The organism is Rhodoferax mekongensis, assembly GCF_032191775.1.
Classification (GTDB): domain Bacteria; phylum Pseudomonadota; class Gammaproteobacteria; order Burkholderiales; family Burkholderiaceae_C; genus Allorhodoferax; species Allorhodoferax mekongensis.
Map to the genome: position 1 here is coordinate 1,390,892 of NZ_CP132507.1, position 20,551 is coordinate 1,411,442.

The following is a 20,551-nucleotide window of genomic DNA, read 5'->3' on the forward strand; positions in this document are numbered from 1 at the left end:
GAAGCCGACGTTTCCTTCGGCTTGCCAACGTGTCTTCTGGCGAGCGAGTTTGCGTGGTTTGCAAGATTGTTATTTGTGAACCACCCTCGCAAAACGGGAAAATACCCATACAGATCAAACGCTTAGCGGACTGACACTGAAACAGCGGTCTGCGGCCCGCCATGTTATTCGGCGCTTTTGCCGGGTTACACGGTTTGTTAATGAATTGCATAGCAGGCCATATACTGGCAAAAATCCAGTGATAACAATCACTTAGCTGCTGCAAGGGAGGCGCGCACCATGACACATCAGCCATGTTATTCCGCACTTTTGCGGTCTATATCAAGTTAGCCTGCTCACTTCCCGATGTGACACCGAACATGCACGACAAAAACATCTCGCCTGTCGGTTGGTATGTGTGCTCGTATTTGCTCCGATTTGTGGAGTTAGCTTGGCCTCACAAGGAAGATATCGAAGCAAAATTCCTTTCTTGGGAAAACACAGTCTTGGTCCGAGCCAACTCAATCGATGAGGCCTATGACAAAACCGTTGCTATTGCCAAAGAAGCTTCTCATCCTTACAAAGGCGGCACAGAGGGAGTTGACGTGCAATGGGTATTTGAAGGCATAACTCAGGTTCTGCCGATTTACGAAGAAATTGAAGACGGTGCTGAAATCATGTGGCGTGAACGAACTCCACGTAAGTTAAAAAATTTGCGCACGCTCGTTCGCCAGAGGCATGAATTTGCGCGATAGAGCCCAACCCAGCAGGTCTAACTCTGCGTATATGGACTCCCCCACAAGCGCAAGAAACTGATCGATAGTTTGGCTGTTGGGGAAGCGCCTGCAGTCGTATATCCGGCATCTAAAGTGGACTCTGTTGTGGTCCGTGCCGACATGGAATCTGCGTCACCGATGCGCCACACGCTACAAGCGGCAGGCAAGCTGCCGGAAGAGTTATCGGCGTCTATCGGTGTGGGGTGAACCCGGTTGGCCATGATGGTCGATCAATCTCGTCGCAACGCGTGATGGGTTTTCAAAGCTTCTTCTTGTTGACGGCTGTTTTGGATGTTGGCAGTCAAACCGGCATCACGAAAGTCTCCCTGTTGACCTTCTTGGATAGCCGCACGGTTTGTTCGCCAAACGGCTCCTTGTCTCTGAGCGTGGCATAACAAATCCGCGCCAGCTTGTTGGCCAGCGCGCACGCAGCCTTGTTGTGATTGCTTCTGAACTGCACATCCAGCGCCCAGCGACGGACCCCACACACCTCCTTGCCTGCGCCTTCGGCTACCTTGGCTGAGCGCAGTACACTCCTGGCCCCGTGCGTGAGCAGCATGCGCAGGTAGCGGTCCCCCTTCTTGGAGATGCGTCCCAGATAACGGCTATTGCCCGAGCTGTACTCCTTGGGCGTCAGGCCAAACCAACTGGAGAAATGCCGCGCATCCTGAAAGTGGCTCACATCACCTGATGTTGCCGCCACCAGCGCAGTAGCCGTAAGCAATCCAATGCCAGGAATCGACAGCAACGTGGTGCAAGCTGGGCTGAGCTTGGCCAGACGAGCCAGTTCGCGTTCCAGTTGGGCAATGCGTGCCTCCAGCAAATGAATTTCTTCCACCAGCAGTTTGGCAGTACCCCGGATCAGCTCGGGCACCGCCGTGTTGGGATCGGCCAGTACCCGGCTGATTGACTCCACGCCAGTGCGCGCGCCCACAGGAATCGCAATCCCGAATTCCCGGCAGAAGCCCCGTAAAGCATTGATACGGGAAGTGCGCGTTCCCATCCACAGACTGCGGATGCGGTGCATGCCTTGCAGTGCTTGTTGTTCAACAGACTTCACCCGAACCGGGCGAATATCGGCGCAGCGAGCAGCTTCCAGTAACGCCGCAGCATCGGTGGCATCAGTCTTGTTGCGTTTGACGTAGGCACGGATGTACTGAGCAGGCAGAAGGCGAACTTCAATGCCTAGGCCATTGAGCCAGCGGGCCCAGTGGTGGGCTGAGCCGCAGGCTTCCATGACAACGAGGTTCACTTCCCGGTTGAGAAACCAGCGCTCGAACTGGGTGCGCGTGAGGCGCTGGGTTTCCACCACGCACCAGTGCTCATCGGCAACTGCGAGTTGAAAGACGGACTTTGCAAGATCGACTGCAACGGTAGTAGCATTCATGTCGGACTCCTTACGTTGAAAGATCTGATCCCCATCCCCATGACGACCAGTACGCAACTCTTGCGCAAAAAGACGGGGGAGTCCATCCCATCACTCAAGCAGACCCGCATTCTGCGGGCCGCTTACCTTGGCAGTTAACGACTGCTTTCAGCCTTACTCGGACTCTCGGTCTAGTGGAATGAGCGAAGTTTCAGCTTAGATCGCACCGCTCCGAAGCAGTCACTCGCCAATACCCGCATCTGGCGGCGGATTCAACCGGTCGATGCAACACATTCGCTGAACATTTCAGCGGGTGTATGGAAGCCGAGCGTTTTGCGCGGCCTCTCATTCAATTGTCTGGCAATTGCATTGAGTTGAACCTGAGAGAAACCCGAGAGGTTCATGCCCTTTGGCATGTACTGTCTTAGCAACCCATTCGTGTTCTCGTTGCTTCCACGTTGCCATGGGCTTTGCGGATCGCAGAAGTAGACTTGGATGTCGGTGGCTACGGTGAACTTCTTGTGTCCATGCATTTCCGTACCCCTGTCCCAAGTCAATGACTTATAGAGCTCTTGCGGCAGTTTTTGAGCGTTCTTGATTAGCGCGCTGACAACTGTTTGCGAGTCTTTTCCATCGAGTTTGACTAGCATCACGTACCGCGTCTGACGCTCAACCAGTGTTGCGATCTGGCTATTGCCACTGCCAAAGACTAAGTCCCCTTCCCAGTGACCAGGTACTGCTCGATCCTCAACGCCGAGTGGCCGCTCACTGATCGAGACAGCGTCGATGATCTGTCCGTGGATTGCCGTCTTCTGCGTGTAGTGACGAGACCGACGCATGCCACGAGTACGCCTCAGATGGGCCAAAAGCTCCTTCTTCAAGGCGCCACGTGCTTGGATGAACAGGCTGCGGTAGATGGTCTCGTGTGACACGTGATGGCTTTCGTCGCACGGATAAGTATGCTTGAGCCAGCCTGCGATCTGTTCCGGTGACCAGAGCATCCGCAGCTTCATTGCCACGATGCGAGCCAAGGCACGGTTATGCACTAACTTGCAGACCTTGGGGCGATGCCCCCGATTCCATGCAGCTTGGTCGGCTTGATTCGCGCGGTAGTTCTCTTGGCCGCCGTTACGCTTAATTTCACGACTGACAGTCGAAGGGGCACGTCCGAGCGTCGTCGCTATCGCTCGAATCGACAAGCCAGCCACCACCGCACGCGAAATCTCCTCACGCTCTGCCAACGTCAGTGCAAGACAGGAACGGCGACGCTCTGGTGGGCGGATTCCACCTGTCTCTGCCAGGATTTGGCGCACCGATCCATGGTGGCGATCAAATAGCTTGCCAATCTCGTGCAGCGTCCACCCTTGCTTCCAGCGCTCCCACATGAGCGCCTTCTGACTGTCTGTGTAGTAGGTTCGCGTTCGATACTTCATCTGCAACACTCCTTCTGCTCGCGCAGGTTTTAGTGTGTTGCATCGACCGGTTGAATCCGCCGCCCAAAGCAGACAAAAAAAGCCCCGCAGGCATGCACCTGCGGGGCCTTTTTGTTTCCGCTGTCTAGCGGCTCAACTCAGATGTAGCTGTTCAGCAAGTTCTCAATCCGCTCCTGGCGGCCGGAGACGGGTTGCACGTCCACGTTCTGGTCCAGCACGCGTTGGGCCACGGCGTCCAGGCCGAGTTTGCCGGTCAGCACGTCTTGGCCGAAGCTGCCTTTCCAGCCGGCGTAGCGGTCTTCGGTCACTTGGGCGAACTTGCCGTCGGTGATCATCTTCTCGGCGATCAGCAGGGCGCGGGCCGATACATCCATGCCGCCGATGTGGCCGTGGAAGATGTCTTCGGGGTCGATGCTCTGGCGGCGCACTTTGGCGTCAAAGTTCAGGCCGCCAGTGGTGAAGCCGCCGCCTTTCAAGATCAGGTACATCGCCAGCGCGGTTTCGGGGATGTTGTTGGGAAACTGGTCGGTGTCCCAGCCGCACTGCATGTCGCCACGGTTCATGTCGATGGAGCCGAAGATGCCCAGGTCAATGGCCGTGGCAATTTCGTGCTCAAAGCTATGGCCCGACAAGGTGGCGTGGTTGGCTTCGATGTTGACCTTGATTTCTTTCTCCAGGCCGTAGCGGCACAGGAAGCCGTATACGGTTGCGGTGTCAAAGTCGTACTGGTGCTTGGAGGGTTCGCGGGGCTTGGGTTCGAGCAGGATGGTGCCCTTGAAGCCGATCTTGTGCTTGTACTCCACCACCATGTTCAGGAAGCGGCCCATCTGGTCCAGCTCGTGGCCCATGCGGGTGTTGAGCAGGGTTTCGTAGCCTTCGCGGCCGCCCCACAGCACGTAGTTTTCGCCGCCCAGCTTCAGGGTGGCGTCCATGGCTTCTTTCACCTGCAGGGCGCCCATGGCAAAAATTTCGGGGTTGGGGTTGGTGGCCGCGCCCGACATGAATCGGCGGTGGCTGAACAGATTGGCCGTGCCCCACAGCAGCTTCATGCCGGTGGCTTGCTGCTTGGCACCCAGGATGTCGACCATTTCGCGCAGGTTGTTCACGCTCTCACGCGGGGTGGCGCCTTCGGGGGCCACGTCGCGGTCGTGGAAGCAGTAGTAGGGCGCGCCCAGCTTGGCAAAAAACTCAAACGCCACGTCGGCCTTGGCCTTGGCAGCGGCCATGGGGTCGGTCATGGAGTGCCAGGGGCGCTGGAAGGTGTCGCCACCAAACGGGTCCAGCCCGTTCCAGCAGAAGGTGTGCCAGTAGCAGCTGGCAAAGCGCAGGTGCTCTTCCATGCGCTTGCCCAGGACCATGCGGTCTTTGTCGTACCACTTGAAGGCCAGCGGGTTGGTGGACTGCGGGCCTTCATAGGCAACGGGCGCCGCGACGGTGGGGAAGTAATTGCTCATGGCGTTTCCTCGGGGTTGTTTAGTTGTGTGGTCGAATTAAATCATGAAAGGGCGCCCTTGTGGATCAAGGGCTTACCCGTATCAGCGGTACAGGCTGCGGAAGGTGGCGTAGCGTTCCAGCAGCAGGGGCTGCTCGGCGGCATCGGGGCGGTAGGTGGCGTCCACTTCGGGGCTCAGGCACACATCGGCCTGCGCAGCGCCTGTGGCCAGCCAGCCCAGGCGGGCTGCACCCAGGGCGCCGCCTACGGCCGAGCTGCCATGGGTGACGATTTCCACATCCAGCGCGGTGGCCAGCTGCTGTGCCCAGAAGGTGCTGCGCGCGCCGCCGCCCACCAGCGAGAGGCGGTTCACGGTGCTGCCAGCCGCGTTAAGGGCGGCCAGGCCGTCTTTGAGGCCGAAAGTCACGCCTTCAATGACGGCGTAGCCCAGGCGGGCGGCGTCGGTGTCGAAGCTCAGGCCGTGGAAGCTGCCGCGCACATTGGCGTCGTTGTGCGGGGTACGCTCGCCACCCAGGTAGGGCAAAAACAGGGGCGCTGCGGCGCGCTGCGCCGCGCTCAAGGCTCCGGCTTTTTCGGCCACCACACCGGCGTTGGGCGCGCCCAGCAGGTCGGTCACCCACTGCAGGCTGCTGGCGGCTGAGAGCATTACGCTCATCTGGTGCCAGCGGCCGGGTACCGCGTGGCAAAACGCGTGGGTTGCGCTGGCCGCGTTGGGTTGGTAGCTGGGCGTTACCACAAACAGCACGCCGCTGGTGCCCAACGACAAGAAGCCCTGGCCGCTGTCCACCGCGCCCATGCCCACGGCGCTGGCGGCGTTGTCGCCCGCGCCACCTGCTACCACGATGCCGGGGTGCAGGCCCAGCAGGCGGGCTACATCGTTTTTGAGCAGTCCGCCGGGGGCGCTGCCTTCTACCAGTCGGGGCATGTGGCTGCGGTTCAGGTTGGTCAGGGCGAGCAGTGCGTCAGACCAGTCGCGCTTTTGCACATCCAGCCAGAGGGTGCCGCTGGCGTCGGACATGTCGCAGGCGTATTCGCCGGTGAGCATGAGGCGCACATAGTCTTTGGGCAGCAGCACTTTGGCCACTTGTTGGAAGACTTCGGGCTCGTGCTTGGCCACCCAGCGCAGTTTGGGCGCGGTAAAGCCGGGCATGGCCAGGCTGCCGGCCAGGTCGGTGAGGCCGGGCAGGGCGTCCATCATCTCGGTGCACTCCAGGGCGCAGCGGGTGTCGTTCCACAAAATGGCGGGGCGCAGCACGCGGTCTTGCGCGTCCAGCAGCACGGCGCCGTGCATCTGGCCCGACAGGCCGATGGCGCGCACCGCAGCGTAGTCGGCAGGGTGGGCTGCTTGCAGTTTGAGCAGGGCGCTTTGGGTGGCAGACCACCAGTCGGCCGGGTTTTGCTCGCTGTGGCCGGGGTGCGGGCGCGACACGCTGAGCGATGTGCCGGCCGAGCCGATGATGCGATGGTCATCGGAGAGCAAAAGGGCCTTCACCTCGGAGGTGCCGATATCAATTCCAAGAAACATAGTTAGTCCGCGGTTGTCGTTGTGGTGTGAGAAAGGGGTTCGCTGTCGGCCTGGCGCGCAGCGGCCAAAGGGGTGCCGGTGTGCATGGGGCGCAGCTCGTGGTGCAGCACCAGCGCGGCAGCGCCCACGGCGGATGCCAGCAGGCCGTAACGCGCAGGGCGCACGGTGGGGGCAGCCATGCCGGCTGCATCGGCGTAGCGCTGCAGGGTGTCTTGCGCGGCTTTGACGATGCCGGGGTAGGTGTCGCACGAGGGGCCGCCCACCACCAGGGTGCTGGGGTTGAAGGTGGTCCAAAGGTTTTGCAACACCACGCCCAGGTAGTGGCCGCCTTGGGTGGGGTCTGGCAGCTTGGCCAGGGTGCGGGCACCGAAGAAAGTTTCGGCACAACCCCGACGCCCGCAGGAGCACAAGGGGCCGTCGATCTGCAGAATGTTGTGGCCGATTTCGCCGGCCATGCCTTGCACGCCGGTAAACAGCCGGTCATTGAGCACAATGCCGGCGCCCACGCCCACGCCGCAGGTCACAAAGATCAGCGAGTCTTTGGCATCGCCATCAGAAAACTCGTATTCGCTCAGCGCCGCGGTGTCGGCCTCGTTTTGCAGGTGCACCTTGAGCTCGGGCAGTTTGGCTTTGGCCAGCGCCTCGGCAATGGGGGGCATGAGGTCCACATTGCGCCAGCCGAGGTTGGGGGCAAAGCGCAGCATGCCGGTGGCCTCGTCAAATGCGCCGGGCAAGCCCACGCCCACGCCCAGCGCCTCGATATTGCGCTGCTGCAGTTGCTTGTAGGTGCGGGCAATCAGCCGGGCGGCCTGGCGGCACACGTCTTCAGGCTTGGTGCCGTTGAGTGCCTCTTCGGCTGCGCACAGCACCTGGCCGGTGAGCGATACGCCCACCACGCGCAGGGCCTCCACTGCGACTTCCACCCCGATCAGCCCGCGCGAGCGGGTGTCGATGTGCAGGGGCGTGGAGGGGCGACCCTGGCTTTGGGTGGTGGTGACGTCGGTCTCGGTGACCCAGCCTTCGTCAATCAGCTCGCGCACCAGCAGGCTGACGGTGGACTTGGTGAGCCCGCTTTCCGTGGCCAGTTGGGCACGCGAGAGGCCGGGTTGCGCCCGCAGCTGCCGCAGCAGCACACTGCGGTTGATGCGCTTGACTAGCTGTTGGTCGCCTGTTGTTTTCATGATCTGGGGAGCCGCTCGCACAGGATGCGAAGGCTTTTGTTGAACCGTCGAATTATTTACCAACGGCGATCATGCCAACAACTAGGGTTTTCACACCGCCTGTGGTGCGAGAAATGCCTACTTATTTGCCGCCCAGGGGCGGCCGGGGGCAAAAAGGTTCAGGCTTCGCCCACGCCAATGGGCGCAGGTGCCCGCATCACGATGCGGGTGAACAGCCGGTCGTACACCGGATCGCGCTGGCCTTTGGTGGCCAGAGGGTCGCGGTTGGCCTCAAACGCGGCGTCCAGTTCGGCCCAATCCTGGTCGGTGAGGGTGGTCTGGGCAATCGGCAAGATGGCGGTTTCTTCCAGCTGCATATGGGCCAGGTAGGCCTGCACGTAGCGGCGCACTGCGGTGTCAAAAGCGGCGCGGCGGCTCTCGCCGATCAGCTCCCAGCCCAGCAGCAGGTGCTGCAGGTCGCGCACAGATGCTTCGCTGTGCGCGTGGTCTTCTTCGAGCTGGACGATGGCTTCCATGGCCTGCGGGGCCAGCCGCGCCACGCGCGGGAACAGCAGGTTGGACTCTTTGGGGTGGTGCAGCTTTTCGGGGAATTCGTCGATGTAGAAGAGCATGGCGCGCACCACGTCAAAAAAGCCTTCGGGCTCATCACCGCCTTCCTCACGCTGTCACTCATTGCCGCCACCAAGACCCCCACGCGCGACATGGCCTGGAACGTCAGCAGCCTATCGATGGCCTATTCACTCAGCGCCGTCGTCGGCCCGGTGGTGGCCGGCAGCGCCATGATCGCGACCAGCAGCGTGGCGCTGATGTGGTTTGCGGCGGGGGTGGGTGTGGTGATGGTGGGGTTGCTATTGAAAAGATAGCTGTTCGCTCATATTCCATGGGCGCTGGAGTCTGATTTGATGGTTCTTAAAGGTGCATGAATGCGTCCCTCTCTTGACTCACTGTCGAGCCTACAAAAGCAACTACACTGCTCGGCATCGTTGGAACTGTTCAGCTCAAACAAACTACCTATAAGACAGGAAAAAATCATGCAGCGTTCTCACTCTTTGGCGTTGGCCTCTCTCTTCGCTGCCTTGATGGCCGTGTTGGGTTTAATTCCAAAAATTGATCTTGCATTTGGTGTACCCATTACGCTTCAAACCTTGGGTGTCATGCTGGCAGGTTGTTTGTTGGGGCCCCGACTAGCGTTCCAGGCTTTAGTGCTTTTCTTGGCAGCTGTAGCCATCGGCCTGCCGTTGCTTTCTGGCGGGCGTGGTGGATTCGGGGTCTTTTTGACACCGTCAGCGGGGTATCTCTTGGCTTGGCCTGTTGGTGCTTTCGTGACTGGTTGGTTCATGCGCGCACTTTCCGGTGACACGCCCCATCGTATTGCCATCAAAGCAGGTATTGCTTCTCTGGCTGGTGGACTTGTTGTAGTACATGCCAGTGGCGTGATCGGTCTGATGAAGATCGCGGGAATGACGGCAACCCAAGCACTCGTAGCGACCAGCACTTTTGTTCCGGGCGATTTAGTGAAGTGTGTGTTGTGCGCCTTGGTTTGCCATACGGTGGCAAGGGGTCTACCCGACTGGCGGTTCGCCAAAACAAGCGGCTAATTTTTTGGGGCTCGCAGGCTCCACATCGGGGTCTGTAGATGCCACAGTTGCCAAGTTTTTTCTGCTTGCGGTGTCAACCTGCGGTGGATTTGTACAGCGCAACGGTTCCTCTTTCGAGTTCTTTTGCCGTGTAACAGGCTTGGTCTGCGCAGGCCATCCAATCAGCAAATTCCGTTACTTCTTCTAACAGTGGCGCGACCCCGACGCTGATGCCAACCTCTAGGTTCAAGCCGCCCCAAGGGATTTTTTGGTTCTTTATGGTCTCGCAAATTGACGAGGCCACACGCAGCGCAACCTCGGTTGTGCAGTCGCGGAGCAAAACTGCGAATTCGTCACCGCCAAGTCGAGCGACAAGATCACCTCCACGTACGCATGACACCAAGGCAAGCGCAACACCTTTCAGAACTGCATCACCCGCAGCATGTCCATGCTGGTCGTTGACAGGCTTAAAGCGATCCAAATCCATCAGGAGTAATGCAGAGGGCCTTTGCATTCCCCTGTCTACGATGTGCCGTTCGAGTTGGCGGATAAGAGCTGCCCTGTTCGCCAGCCCAGTCAGTGCATCGTGATTTGCTTTCCACTCCAAGGCTTCTCGCTCCCGTTTTTCATCGGATATGTCAAAGACGGTCCAGATGGTTCCGGCTGAAGAATCGCTCCAGCTCACAGGTCTGCCAATCAAGCGTCCCCAGAATGTGGTGCTATCTCCACGAATGAATTCCAACTCGCCTTCAAATTCGCGTTGGTTTGAAAATGCCTCACCGACCAGCGGCCCGAGCTTTTCGTATTCCCAATTGGAGAAGTAGATCACTCTGGCCAGTTGACCAACAAGTTCATTCTCTGTGCGTCTCAGAATGCGACATGCCGCAGGGCTCACCAGCTCAAAGCAACGATTTCGTGTCAGCAGGATGGCGATGGGCGCTGCCCCCAGGACCGACTGAAGTTGAGCCGCCTTGATATCAGCCTGCAGATCAATGGCCGCTTTTTCCCGAAGAACTCGCTGGATGAGAGAGCCCAGTTCTCCTATTTCGCCAACTGGTTTTGGCCACCCTTCCTCAATACTTAACTGAGTGTCAAACATCTTGGATGCTCTCAATTGAAGTAGGCGAAGAGGAGCAAGAAGCCACCAAAGAAGGATAGCCAAACCCACAGTGAGAGTCAGGGTCACAAATGCGCCTGCCCGCAGGGCTATCCACCTTGCTTGGTTGATGGGCTCCAATACGCTAGCCTTTGATTGGATCCGCCAAACAATCCAGTTAGCCGTAGTCATTCCCGCATAAGCACCTAACTGTTCAGGCAAAGAAACGGCTGTTCCAATCGCGTTGATAGGTCCCCCTGACCTAGTCCAATCTGCCATCAGTGCGGCAACAACAGGCTCCTGATCTATGCCCCGGCCTACTTTTTGTGCATCCGGATGCCAAACAATATTGGCTTGGGAATCGGTCACCATGACGAGCTGGGCAGTGTTGTCGCGCTGATAGTCTGCGACTGACCCACGCCCTTGTAGCCCATTTAATAAAGGGTGAGTCCTAACTCGAATACCACCCCCGAGCACTCCGACCACTCGGCTTTCGTGCACGACGGGGACTGCAATAACAACTACGGGTTCCCCACTCAGCCGGCCCATGACCGGTTCAGAAATAGCGGGGCGGCCGGAGTACAACACCTCGGTAAAGTACGAGCGATCTTGAAGCGATATCTCTGTAGTGCGGAATCCTCGATCGTCATGAACAACCCGCATGCGACCGTCTTTGCTCGCAAAAAAAACGGTGTCAAAAGCAGCAATCAATAGGGGACGCTGAGCTAAAAGCGATTGAACTTCTTGAAATTGATTCAGTGATTGCATCGGTAGTTGACCGGCCACTATCTCCAACATGCCGATTAACTGACGAGTTTTCTCGTTCAGCAGTGCTGCCGTCCGCTCAGCTTCTAAAACTTCCAACGCTTGCCGCTGCTTTAATGTGTCCTCTTCTGCAAGTGCAACCAGTACGGCAACGGTCCAGAGTACCGAGAAAGTCACAGCCAAGGTACCCAAGATGACCAGCCTGACGGCCAGTTTTTGATGCCATTTAGTGCGTGTCATTGTTCACTTTCTGGTCAATTGGCTGACGGCAGACCGTCAATTTCAGATGGCTGAAGTGCGATTTTTTGAGTTCGGAGTCGTGTTTTGGGGTGCCAAGGTCGTCATGAGTCCATGCAAGGTATTTGTGCCCAGCTTGCGCATTCCGTTGGCCCTGTGAATCTCCACCGTTCTTGGGCTAATGCCTAACAAAGAGGCAATCATTTTGTTGGATTCGCCAGCGACAACAAGATTGATGACCTCGCTCTCACGACGGCTTAGTTGTAATGAGGCACGCTGACCGTTTTCTTGCGCATCAAGGCTCGGCGAGGCCGACTCATCCAGCTCGAACGCCTCCCTGATTGCTGAGAGCAAGTCAGTAATCCTCGCAGGCTTGATAAGAAAGTTCACTGCACCCGTTTTCATGGCTCGTACCGCTGCAGGTACATCGCTGTAGCCAGTCAAAAAAATGACTGGCATTGACGATTGAAGCTTGCGCAGTGTCACAAACAAGTCAATGCCAGTCATTCCAGGTGGCATCCTCACATCTGAGACAACGCAACCGGTCATTGTGCTTTCGAACTTCTTAAGGAATGACTCCGCTGAATTGAAAGATCGCACCGCATAGCCTTCCAGGCGCAATAGCCGTTCCATGGCAGTCAGAACAGCCTCATCGTCATCAACCAGATAAATGATCTTAGTGTTCATCGGCGAGTGGTAGCTCCATCCTGAATTCCGCACCAGGGCTCAGGTTTCCGTGAAACCAAATCTTGCCACCTTGATCCTCAAAAAGACTTTTGGCAATACTCAAGCCAAGCCCCAGCCCATTCTTTTTGGTCGATGCGAATTCAGTAAACAACGCAGCCTTGGCTTCTTCACTCAATCCAGCGCCCGTGTCACAGACATGTATGAACAGCTTCGATAGTTTGCTGGCGCTCATCACATAGATTTTTGGGGGCTTTATGGCATGTGGGCCCAAGGACTCAGCTGCATTGGCAAGCACATTCAAAAGCGCTTTTTCAATCTTGATTTGATCTCCAGCAGCGTGGTGCTGGGTTGCGCTCAGATCCAAGTGAATGTGCGTGTCAGGGAACCGCGCCATAGTCGCTCGGGTGCAGGCTTCAATGAGCGCATGAACATCGTAATGTGCCTCGACTTTTTGAGTGTTCCGCCAACCACTAATTTTGACGACTAGGTCTTTAAAAATGTCGCCAGCTCTTTTAGTTTGCTTTTCATTTTCCAAAATGATGGCGCGAACGTCACGATTGATTTCTTTGTCATTGAGTAAACGGGCCAGGCTCGACGAATTAGCCTCCAAAACCATGAGGGGTTGGTTGAGTTCATGCGCCAATGCCGCCACAGTTTGTGCTGCCACGCTTGTTTGATCAACCAGAGCTTTGTGCTCTGCCGCTTGCCTTGCTTGTTCAGCATGCTTCTTGTCAGTGATGTCCTGAAATACAACGGTGACACCACCGGTTGCAGACTTTGAGCAGTAGTTTCCGAACCACCGATTCCAGGGTTCATAAAAGTGCTCATAAAAAGTGTGTTCGCCTGCCATCGCAGCCCTGAAGACTTTTTCGAGCGGGCTACCCAAGACTTCGGGAAATACATCCCAGAACACTTTCCCGATCAATTGTTCGGCGCTTCGCCCGAGAAGTTTTTCAGCGTTCTTGTTGACATAGACATACGCCCAGTCGCTGTTAAACGAAACGACCCCCTCGCCAATGCTCTCAAATATGACGTGGTACTGATCGATTTTCGAGTAAAGGTCGGTCACGTCGTCTACTACGCCGCGTAAATGTATGGGGCGCCTGCGCACGGTGTCATCGGTGAACACAATCTGACCTCGAATCCGTAGCCATACAAAATGTCCATCCACCTGTTTGCATTTCAGGTAACGGTCAAAGGCAGCTATTCCATTAAATGAAGGAATCCTCGCAAGGAGCAACACCAACCAATCTGAGTGTGGTTCAAGCGATTGCGGAAACAACCCATCAAGGAGTCGCCGTTTGGTCTTTGTTGGCAAGCCCATGTCATTGGCTATGGCTCCAGCGAAAGTGAGGTCTTCGGTCAGTAAATTCCAATCAAACGATCCAGAGCCCGGAAGCTCCAGAGCGAGTCGTGCCAGTTCACTCGGCGCGTCATGTATTTCCGGCATTTGCATGGGATTGGGTACTTGGTTCGTCATATCAAGGAATTAGCTTCGCACCTTTTTGGGGCCGATAGAGCGATGTCGATTGAAAGTACGCATCGGTACGTATTGAAATTTGCCATCGTTCAATAAAACATCACAGTTCTCAAAGAGGCAATCAGACATGAACGAAGAAGATCTATCGGCAGCTTCCACCCAACAAGCTCAGCAGTTTTCGGAGTTGTTGTTTGGGTTGAGGGACAGTCTCACTAGGTTGTCTCTCGCCCTCAAGGATGCGCGATTTGATGAATCCGTTGAAAGTGGCAACGACAACAATAAAGTTGTTTCTGATTTGCTAATGGCCTCCAAATCAAAAACTAAATAGCGTGAATTTTGTTGGGAAATATCACGGCACTGCGACCCGCGAACGAAGGACCACTGAATATGAAAATCATGATGACAACACGCCAAGCTTCAACAGAGCAGATTTTGGATGTTCCCCCTGTCAGCGCTAAGGCAAGTGTCAGTTTATTTGGGGCTCACGGCGTGTGGGCACCCGGAGTTTTGATGATGCGGCGCATAGGGTTTCAGTCCAAAGCGCTGATTATTTCCGCTATCTTTTTACTCCCTATTCTCTGGCTTATGTGGAGTTATTACAGTCTGCAGAACGCCAACATTGAATTTTCTAGGCAAGAGAGACTGGGCATTCGATATGTTCAAGCGGCCTACCCGGTGCTCTTGGCATCACTGGAGCTACGTAGGGACGCCACCCAAGCTGCCCAAGGAAATGTTCCTGCTACGTATGAAGATGTCAAAACGCGGCTTAGCGCAGCTATTTCGGCTTTGAGTAAGGTAGAGCAAGAACTTGGAAGCCAAATTAGTACGGACAAGGCCTTTAAGGCGCTTGATCAGACATACCGATCTACGCTGGAATTTAAGGGGGATCCCAAAGCGGTTTTTGCTAAAAATACCCAAAATGCCCAAGCTGTAATTGCCCTAATTGTGGCTGCTGCCGACGGCTCTAACCTGACGCTGGATCCGGAGCTGGAGAGCTACTACGTCATGGACGCGATTGCATTCCGCATACCAGAAATGCTGGAGCGAACAGGCATGCTCAGAGGGGCTGGCCTAGCGGCGATGAAAAGCGGCAGCATGGACAGCACCACCCGGCAAGCCTTGAGCGAGGCGATGGCTATCGTCAGATTCCACAGCGACTCGATGGATAGCGGCTTGGGCAAAGTGATTGGCAAAGAGCCATCACTTTCAAAATCGTTCAATTTGGGTAAGGTGGATTTAGCCGACAAAGCGTTTTTTGAAGCCGCCCAATCCAAGTTGTTGGCGGCGACCGAATACCCGCAAGAGGCCCAGAGCGAACTTTTATCCTTGGGCAACGCTGCCGTTGCGGCACAGTTTGAGTTATCCAAGAATTTGATTCCAGTTCTTGAAGGCATGCTGGATCAGCGCATTGACAAATTGCTTTGGCAACGCAATGTGTCAACTGCTGTGATTGTATTTACAGTTGGTAGTGCCTTTTATTTGTTTTTTTGCTTCTACTTGGTGACCAAGGGCGGGCTGAACCTGATTCGCCAGCACCTGCAGGAGATGGCCGCGGGCGACTTGCGACGTGCGCCTAGCCAACCTTGGGGGCGTGATGAGCCCGCCGAGGTTATTGCGGATCTACGTAAAGCTTACGACGCATTACACCTTCTGATCCGCAAGGTCCGTCACTCCGCCAGAGACCTCAGTGGCACCAGCAGTGAAATTGCGAGGGCCAGCCTTGATCTTTCCGGACGCACAGAATCCGCCGCCGCTGCACTTGAAGAGCAAGCTGCAACCATGGAAGAAATCGGTACGTCGGTACAGGCCATGGCAGATAACTCCAAAGATGCAGCGCTACTCGCCCAAGAAAACGCAAATGTGGCGCAAAAGGGCGGTGTAGTGATCGCAGACGTGGTCAACGTGATGAGTGCTATCAATAGTTCATCTCAAAAGATCAGTGACATCATCTCGGTGATTGACGGCATAGCGTTTCAAACCAACATACTTGCACTCAACGCTGCGGTAGAGGCTGCACGTGCAGGTGAACAAGGTCGTGGCTTTGCGGTCGTGGCGAGCGAGGTTCGTGTGTTGGCACAAAGGTCAGCGGGCGCCGCCAAAGAGATCAAGGATTTGATTGATGCAAGCGTGCAAAACGTCGAGCAGGGAACGCGCGTGGTGAGCGGCGCTGGCATGACAATGGGAGAAATCCTGTCAAACGCTCAGAAGATCAACGGCTTGCTTAACGAAATTGCTGTCGGCTCGCGAGAGCAGGCAGATGGTGTTACCCAGACCGTTCACGCGATACAACTGCTGGAGCAAAACACGCAACAAAACGCGGCGCTAGTGGAGCAAACAAGTGCGGCAGCTGGTGCACTTAACGAACAGTCAGAAAGTTTGATGCGCGAAATCGCCAACTTTAGGGTGGCCTAACAAGAGCGAGCTCAGCCCACCCCGATAGGCGCAGGTGCCCGCATCACGATGCGGGTGAACAGCCGGTCGTACACCGGATCGCGCTGGCCTTTGGTGGCCAGAGGGTCGCGGTTGGCCTCAAACGCGGCGTCCAGTTCGGCCCAATCCTGGTCGGTGAGGGTGGTCTGGGCAATCGGCAAGATGGCGGTTTCTTCCAGCTGCATATGGGCCAGGTAGGCCTGCACGTAGCGGCGCACTGCGGTGTCAAAAGCGGCGCGGCGGCTCTCGCCGATCAGCTCCCAGCCCAGCAGCAGGTGCTGCAGGTCGCGCACAGATGCTTCGCTGTGCGCGTGGTCTTCTTCGAGCTGGACGATGGCTTCCATGGCCTGCGGGGCCAGCCGCGCCACGCGCGGGAACAGCAGGTTGGACTCTTTGGGGTGGTGCAGCTTTTCGGGGAACTCGTCAATGTAGAAGAGCATGGCGCGCACCACGTCAAAAAAGCCTTCGGGCTCATCGCCCGGGCCGCGGTCCAGCATCATGGTGAGTGACTGCAACATGGCGCGCAACGCGGCGTGCTCGTCTTTGATGATTTGAAGGCTGCTTTGTTTCATGGGGTGCTCCTCAGGCTGGGCGCGAGCTTCCCATGGCGGGGGCTGTGGCAGCTTGATGCAAGTCAACAGGGCGCTGCTTTGCCACAGTGGCTTGGGTACCATCAGGGGGCACGCTACTCCACGAACTTGCTGTCCTATGAATCCACGCGCTCTTGTTTCTTCCCCTTGGTTTCGCCGACTGGCCTGGGGGCTTGGCAGTTTGCTGGCTTTGTGGGCGCTGGCCTGGGCCGCGGTGCCACCGCTGGCCAAAAGCCAGGCGCAAAGCCGCCTGAGCGAGCTGCTGGGCCGGCAAGTGACCATCGGGAGCATTGCGTTTTCGCCCTGGTCGCTGGAGCTCACGGTGCGCGAATTTGCGGTGGCCACCGCGGACGGCAAGGGCGTGCAGGTCTCGCTGGACCGGGTGTATGTGGATGCCGAGGCGCAGTCGCTGTTCCGGCTGGCACCGGTGATTGACGCAGTCACCGTGGATGCGCCCAAGGTGCAGCTTACCCACCTGGGCGCGGGCCGCTACGACATTGACGACATCATCCAGCGCCTGAACAAGCCCGACGACACACCTGCCGGACCTACGCCAAAGTTTGCGGTCTACAACCTCACCCTGAACCAGGGCAGTGTGGACTACACCGACCGCGCCGGCGGCGCTGAGCGTGTGCACACCCTGCGGGACTTGCAGATCAGCCTGCCGTTTTTGAGCAGCTTCGATTCCAAGCGCGATGCGCTGGTGTCGCCCCGACTGGCCTTTGTGCTCAATGGCAGCCATTTCGACTCGGAGGCCGAAGGTACGCCGTTCGCGCAAAGCCGCAAGGGGGATGCGGAGCTCAAGATCAGCCAGCTGGACCTGGCGCCTTATTTGCCTTATCTGCCGGCCAACTTGCCGGTCAAGCCCCAAAGCGCGGTGGTGGATGCGGACATCAAACTGGGCTTTGTGCAGAGCCCGCAAACCGCAGTGACTTTGTCCGGCTCAGTCACCGTGAGCCGCTTGGCTGTGCAAGACACCAAGGGCAAGCCGCTGTTCTCGGCTGACAGCCTGCAGGTGGGCCTGGCAGATGTGCGCCCGCTGGAGCGCAGCGTGAAGCTCTCGGGCATCACCCTGAATGCGCCCGTGCTCAACGTGGTGCGCGCCGCGGATGGCAGCCTGAATCTTTTGCCGCCTGCGCCGGCAAAACAAACCGCTCCTGATAACGTAGCTGCTCGCGCAGATTCCACGGGCGCTGGTGGTCAAAAAGATGCTGAAATACCAGCGCCGACGCCTTGGGCCTTGCAGCTGGATACGCTGGCACTGAAGGACGCTTCGGTGGATTGGATAGATCAGGTCACCGCGCCGGCCACGCGCCTGGGGCTGCGGGACTTCCAGGTCACCATCTCCAAGTTGCAGTGGCCCATGAAGGAAGCCGCCACGCTGGACCTGAAGGCGCGTTTGCAAAGCCTTGCTGCGGGCGCCAAAGCACCCGCTACCCAGATCAGCTTGCAAGGCGAAGGCACGGTGGACGCCGGCAGAGCCGAGGCCAGCGTGTCGGACTTCGGGCTGGGGCTGGTGTCGGGCTATGTGTCGCCCTACCTGGTGCCAAGCTTGCGCGGGCAGGCGGACACCCGTATGAACATCACCTGGGACGGCCAGCGCCAGACGGCCGTGGTGCAAAAGCTGGCCTTGCGGGATGTGGCTTTGATCAGCGACAAGCCGGCCGCAGAACCCCGTGCGAACAGGAGCGTGGATGGGAACGCGAATGCCACCAACAACGGGCCCAGCTCGGCGGACATGCCGCAGTTCAAGCTGCTGGAAGTGAGCGATGTGCGGGTAGACACGCTGGCGCGCAGTGCGACGGTGAGCAAGGTGCTGCTGCAAAAGCCCAGCAGCGGCGTGCGCCGCGATGCAGATGGCCACTGGATGTTTGAAAGCTGGCTCAAGCCCACCGAGGCTGCAGCTGCACCGGTGGCAGAGGCTGCTGCCGGCAAACCTGCCGGCACCAAGGCTGAGGTGGCCAAGTCACCCGCACCCTGGAAGCTGAATGTAGGTGAGTTCAAGCTCGAAGAAGGCCACGTGGTGTTTGCAGACCGCTTGCCTGAGCGCCCGGTGCGGGTGGAGCTGAGCGGCCTGCAGGTACAAGCCAAAAACATACAACCCGACGGCAAAAAGCCCATGCCGCTGCAAGTAGCCGCCAAGCTGAAATCCGGCCAGGCCGAGGCCGGCAGCCTGCGCTACACCGGCAACGTGATGTGGGACCCGGTGGTCGCCCAAGGCGAGGTGGACATCACCGACTTGCCTGCCCACGCCTTTGCCGCCTACGCCGGCGGCGTCCTGAAACTTGATGTGTTGCGCGCTGACACCAGCTTCAAGGGCCAGGTGCGGTATGCCGCGCTGCCCAATGGCCCCGAGGTGAGCGTGAAGGGCGATGCCGCGCTGGAAGACTTCAAGGCCAACACCACCGGCAAAGGCGCAGAGAGCCTGGGCGAAGAACTACTGAGCTGGAAGGCGCTGAATGTGCCGGGCATCGACTTCAACATGGCGCCCGGCACCGCCACCAAAGTGCAGGTGCGCGAGGCTGCACTGTCCGACTTTTATGCCCGCCTGATCGTGAGCCCGCAGGGCCGCCTGAACCTGCAAGATTTGGGGCAGACCGCCCCGCCAGCTGCAGATGGCGCCAAGCCTGCAACGGCGGCGGCCAGTGCCGCGGCTCCTGCGGCCGCTGCGTCTGCCACCAGCACGACACTGGCCGGCCCGGCCGCCATCATCCAGATGGGGCCCATCAGCATGGTCAACGGCCGGGTGCTGTTCTCGGACCGCTTTATCCAGCCCAACTACACGGCCAACTTGACCGACCTGACCGGTAAGCTCAGCCGCTTCTCCAACCAGCCCACCGGTGGCGTGGTGCAACTGGCCGACCTGGAACTGCGGGGCCGTGCGGAGGGCACCGCGTCGCTGGAGATTCTGGGCAAGCTCAATCCGCTGGCGCAGCCGCTGGCCCTGGATGTGAAGGGGCTGGTGCGCGATCTGGAGCTCTCGCCTTTGTCACCTTACGCGGTCAAGTACGCCGGCTACGGCATCGAGCGCGGCAAGCTGAGTGTGGATGTGCACTACACCGTACAGCCCGATGGCCAGCTCACCGCGACCAACAAACTGGTGCTCAACCAATTGACCTTTGGTGACAAGGTGGAGGGTGCGCCCGCCAGCCTGCCGGTGAAGCTGGCGGTGGCCTTGTTGGCAGACCGCAATGGCGTGATTGATTTGGACTTGCCCATTAGCGGCTCGCTCAACGACCCGCAGTTCCGCATCGGCCCGGTGATCTGGAAGGTGATCACCAACCTGGTGACCAAGGCGATTACCGCGCCCTTCAGCTTGCTGGCCAATGCCTTCGGGGGCGGGGCCGGTGGCTCCGAGCTCAGCAGCGTGGCGTTTGCGCCAGGCAGTGCAGGCTTGAGTGATTCAGCCCGAGCCGGCCTGGACAAGGTGGCGCAGGCCCTGCAAGACCGGCCGGCACTCAAACTCACGGTGGTGGGCTCCGCCAACCTGGAGGCCGAACGCGAAGCCGCCAAGCGTGAGAAGCTCAAGGCTTTGCTGCTGGCAGAAAAGCGCCGCACCACCAGCGCACAGGGCAAAGATGCCGCTGCGGTCGCCAGCTACACCACTGAAGAAATGCCGGTGTTGCTGCGCTCGGTGTACCGCCGCTCCGACATCACCAAACCCCGCAACCTGGTGGGCCTGACCAAAGACATCGCGGTGGCCGACATGGAGGCCTTGTTGTTGGCCAACCTGAGCGCCAATGAGGATGACATCCGCAACCTGGCATTGCAGCGAGCGGTAACGGTGAAGGAGTATCTCGCCGGCAAAAAGCTGGCCGCCGAGCGCCTGTTCCTGGGCGCGGTGAAGACCGGCGGCCCCGCGTCGGAAGCCAAACCGCAAGCCGAGCTGGAGATCGGTGGCAACTAAGTCTTTCGCTTACCGACAGCTCACTCCAGAGAACAAAAAAGCCCCGGCAGCCGAAACTGCCGGGGCTTT

Annotated in this window: 16 protein-coding genes; 6 read left to right on the forward strand and 10 right to left on the reverse strand. The window is 58.1% G+C overall.

The genetic code is table 11. From position 1 onward, the window contains the following. The first annotated feature begins 293 nt into the window (after positions 1–293). Complete coding sequence (locus RAN89_RS06810; protein WP_313868856.1) at positions 294–734, forward strand: DUF4288 domain-containing protein; 441 nt, start codon at positions 294–296, stop codon at positions 732–734. A 322-nt stretch (positions 735–1,056) separates the two neighbouring features. On the opposite strand, the gene RAN89_RS06815 is transcribed toward RAN89_RS06810, so the two are convergent. From RAN89_RS06815 to RAN89_RS06840, 6 genes are all read right to left on the reverse strand, one after another. Continuing rightward, positions 1,057–2,142 (reverse strand): IS110 family RNA-guided transposase, encoded by a 1,086-nt coding sequence (locus RAN89_RS06815; RefSeq protein WP_313868584.1) that lies wholly within the window; start codon positions 2,140–2,142, stop codon positions 1,057–1,059. Between the two features lie 251 nt (positions 2,143–2,393). Then, positions 2,394–3,554 (reverse strand): IS30 family transposase, encoded by a 1,161-nt coding sequence (locus tag RAN89_RS06820; RefSeq protein WP_313866236.1) that lies wholly within the window; start codon positions 3,552–3,554, stop codon positions 2,394–2,396. A gap of 137 nt (positions 3,555–3,691) precedes the next feature. Next, positions 3,692–5,008 carry a xylose isomerase gene (xylA, locus tag RAN89_RS06825; protein WP_313868857.1) on the reverse strand — a complete coding sequence of 439 codons (1,317 nt, stop codon included), beginning with the start codon at positions 5,006–5,008 and terminating at the stop codon, positions 3,692–3,694. A gap of 81 nt (positions 5,009–5,089) precedes the next feature. After that, positions 5,090–6,532, reverse strand: a complete 1,443-nt coding sequence (gene xylB / locus RAN89_RS06830; RefSeq protein ID WP_313868858.1) for a xylulokinase — start codon at positions 6,530–6,532, stop codon at positions 5,090–5,092. A 2-nt stretch (positions 6,533–6,534) separates the two neighbouring features. Then, entirely contained in the window at positions 6,535–7,713 is a 1,179-nt protein-coding gene (locus RAN89_RS06835) for an ROK family transcriptional regulator (RefSeq protein ID WP_313868859.1), read from the reverse strand. Between the two features lie 158 nt (positions 7,714–7,871). After that, positions 7,872–8,324 (reverse strand): hemerythrin domain-containing protein, encoded by a 453-nt coding sequence (locus tag RAN89_RS06840; RefSeq protein ID WP_313868860.1) that lies wholly within the window; start codon positions 8,322–8,324, stop codon positions 7,872–7,874. On the opposite strand from RAN89_RS06840, the gene RAN89_RS06845 reads away from it, so the two are divergent. Continuing rightward, positions 8,286–8,576, forward strand: coding sequence for a hypothetical protein (locus RAN89_RS06845; RefSeq protein WP_313868861.1), 291 nt, complete (start codon positions 8,286–8,288; stop codon positions 8,574–8,576). The genes RAN89_RS06840 and RAN89_RS06845 overlap by 39 nt on opposite strands. Positions 8,577–8,744: 168 nt before the next feature. Further along, positions 8,745–9,311 (forward strand): biotin transporter BioY, encoded by a 567-nt coding sequence (locus RAN89_RS06850; protein WP_313868862.1) that lies wholly within the window; start codon positions 8,745–8,747, stop codon positions 9,309–9,311. Positions 9,312–9,384: 73 nt separating this feature from the next. Here the strand turns inward: RAN89_RS06850 and RAN89_RS06855 are convergent, their stop codons facing one another. From RAN89_RS06855 to RAN89_RS06865, 3 genes are read right to left on the reverse strand one after another with little or no spacing between them, the layout of a single operon-like run. Further along, positions 9,385–11,391 (reverse strand): sensor domain-containing diguanylate cyclase, encoded by a 2,007-nt coding sequence (locus RAN89_RS06855; protein WP_313868863.1) that lies wholly within the window; start codon positions 11,389–11,391, stop codon positions 9,385–9,387. A gap of 42 nt (positions 11,392–11,433) precedes the next feature. Next, a complete protein-coding gene (locus tag RAN89_RS06860) occupies positions 11,434–12,075 on the reverse strand; it encodes a response regulator transcription factor (RefSeq protein WP_313868864.1) in 642 nt (213 codons plus the stop codon). Beyond that, positions 12,065–13,555: a two-component system sensor histidine kinase NtrB gene (locus tag RAN89_RS06865; protein WP_313868865.1), complete on the reverse strand. Its 1,491-nt coding sequence runs from the start codon at positions 13,553–13,555 to the stop codon at positions 12,065–12,067. The genes RAN89_RS06860 and RAN89_RS06865 overlap by 11 nt, the downstream gene beginning before the upstream one ends. 127 nt (positions 13,556–13,682) lie before the next feature. On the opposite strand from RAN89_RS06865, the gene RAN89_RS06870 reads away from it, so the two are divergent. Continuing rightward, on the forward strand, positions 13,683–13,883 hold the full coding sequence (locus RAN89_RS06870; RefSeq protein ID WP_313868866.1) for a hypothetical protein: 201 nt from the start codon (positions 13,683–13,685) through the stop codon (positions 13,881–13,883). 59 nt (positions 13,884–13,942) lie between these two features. Further along, positions 13,943–15,967, forward strand: a complete 2,025-nt coding sequence (locus RAN89_RS06875; RefSeq protein WP_313868867.1) for a methyl-accepting chemotaxis protein — start codon at positions 13,943–13,945, stop codon at positions 15,965–15,967. An 11-nt stretch (positions 15,968–15,978) separates the two neighbouring features. On the opposite strand, the gene RAN89_RS06880 is transcribed toward RAN89_RS06875, so the two are convergent. Next, positions 15,979–16,557 carry a hemerythrin domain-containing protein gene (locus RAN89_RS06880; protein WP_313868868.1) on the reverse strand — a complete coding sequence of 193 codons (579 nt, stop codon included), beginning with the start codon at positions 16,555–16,557 and terminating at the stop codon, positions 15,979–15,981. A gap of 136 nt (positions 16,558–16,693) precedes the next feature. Between RAN89_RS06880 and RAN89_RS06885 the strand changes: the two genes are divergently transcribed. Then, positions 16,694–20,482, forward strand: a complete 3,789-nt coding sequence (locus RAN89_RS06885) for a DUF748 domain-containing protein (RefSeq protein WP_313868869.1) — start codon at positions 16,694–16,696, stop codon at positions 20,480–20,482. The last annotated feature ends 69 nt before the right edge of the window (positions 20,483–20,551 follow it).

Coding starts and splice junctions, on each gene's coding strand:
- RAN89_RS06870 (WP_313868866.1), top strand. CDS start 13,683: ATGAACGAAGAAGATCTATCGGCAGCTTCCACCCAACAAGCTCAGCAG.
- RAN89_RS06885 (WP_313868869.1), top strand. CDS start 16,694: ATGAATCCACGCGCTCTTGTTTCTTCCCCTTGGTTTCGCCGACTGGCC.
- RAN89_RS06875 (WP_313868867.1), top strand. CDS start 13,943: ATGAAAATCATGATGACAACACGCCAAGCTTCAACAGAGCAGATTTTG.
- RAN89_RS06850 (WP_313868862.1), top strand. CDS start 8,745: ATGCAGCGTTCTCACTCTTTGGCGTTGGCCTCTCTCTTCGCTGCCTTG.
- RAN89_RS06820 (WP_313866236.1), bottom strand. CDS start 3,554: ATGAAGTATCGAACGCGAACCTACTACACAGACAGTCAGAAGGCGCTC.
- RAN89_RS06835 (WP_313868859.1), bottom strand. CDS start 7,713: ATGAAAACAACAGGCGACCAACAGCTAGTCAAGCGCATCAACCGCAGT.
- RAN89_RS06880 (WP_313868868.1), bottom strand. CDS start 16,557: ATGAAACAAAGCAGCCTTCAAATCATCAAAGACGAGCACGCCGCGTTG.
- RAN89_RS06865 (WP_313868865.1), bottom strand. CDS start 13,555: ATGACGAACCAAGTACCCAATCCCATGCAAATGCCGGAAATACATGAC.
- RAN89_RS06855 (WP_313868863.1), bottom strand. CDS start 11,391: ATGACACGCACTAAATGGCATCAAAAACTGGCCGTCAGGCTGGTCATC.
- RAN89_RS06860 (WP_313868864.1), bottom strand. CDS start 12,075: ATGAACACTAAGATCATTTATCTGGTTGATGACGATGAGGCTGTTCTG.
- RAN89_RS06840 (WP_313868860.1), bottom strand. CDS start 8,324: ATGCTCTTCTACATCGACGAATTCCCCGAAAAGCTGCACCACCCCAAA.
- RAN89_RS06815 (WP_313868584.1), bottom strand. CDS start 2,142: ATGAATGCTACTACCGTTGCAGTCGATCTTGCAAAGTCCGTCTTTCAA.
- xylA (WP_313868857.1), bottom strand. CDS start 5,008: ATGAGCAATTACTTCCCCACCGTCGCGGCGCCCGTTGCCTATGAAGGC.
- RAN89_RS06810 (WP_313868856.1), top strand. CDS start 294: ATGTTATTCCGCACTTTTGCGGTCTATATCAAGTTAGCCTGCTCACTT.
- xylB (WP_313868858.1), bottom strand. CDS start 6,532: ATGTTTCTTGGAATTGATATCGGCACCTCCGAGGTGAAGGCCCTTTTG.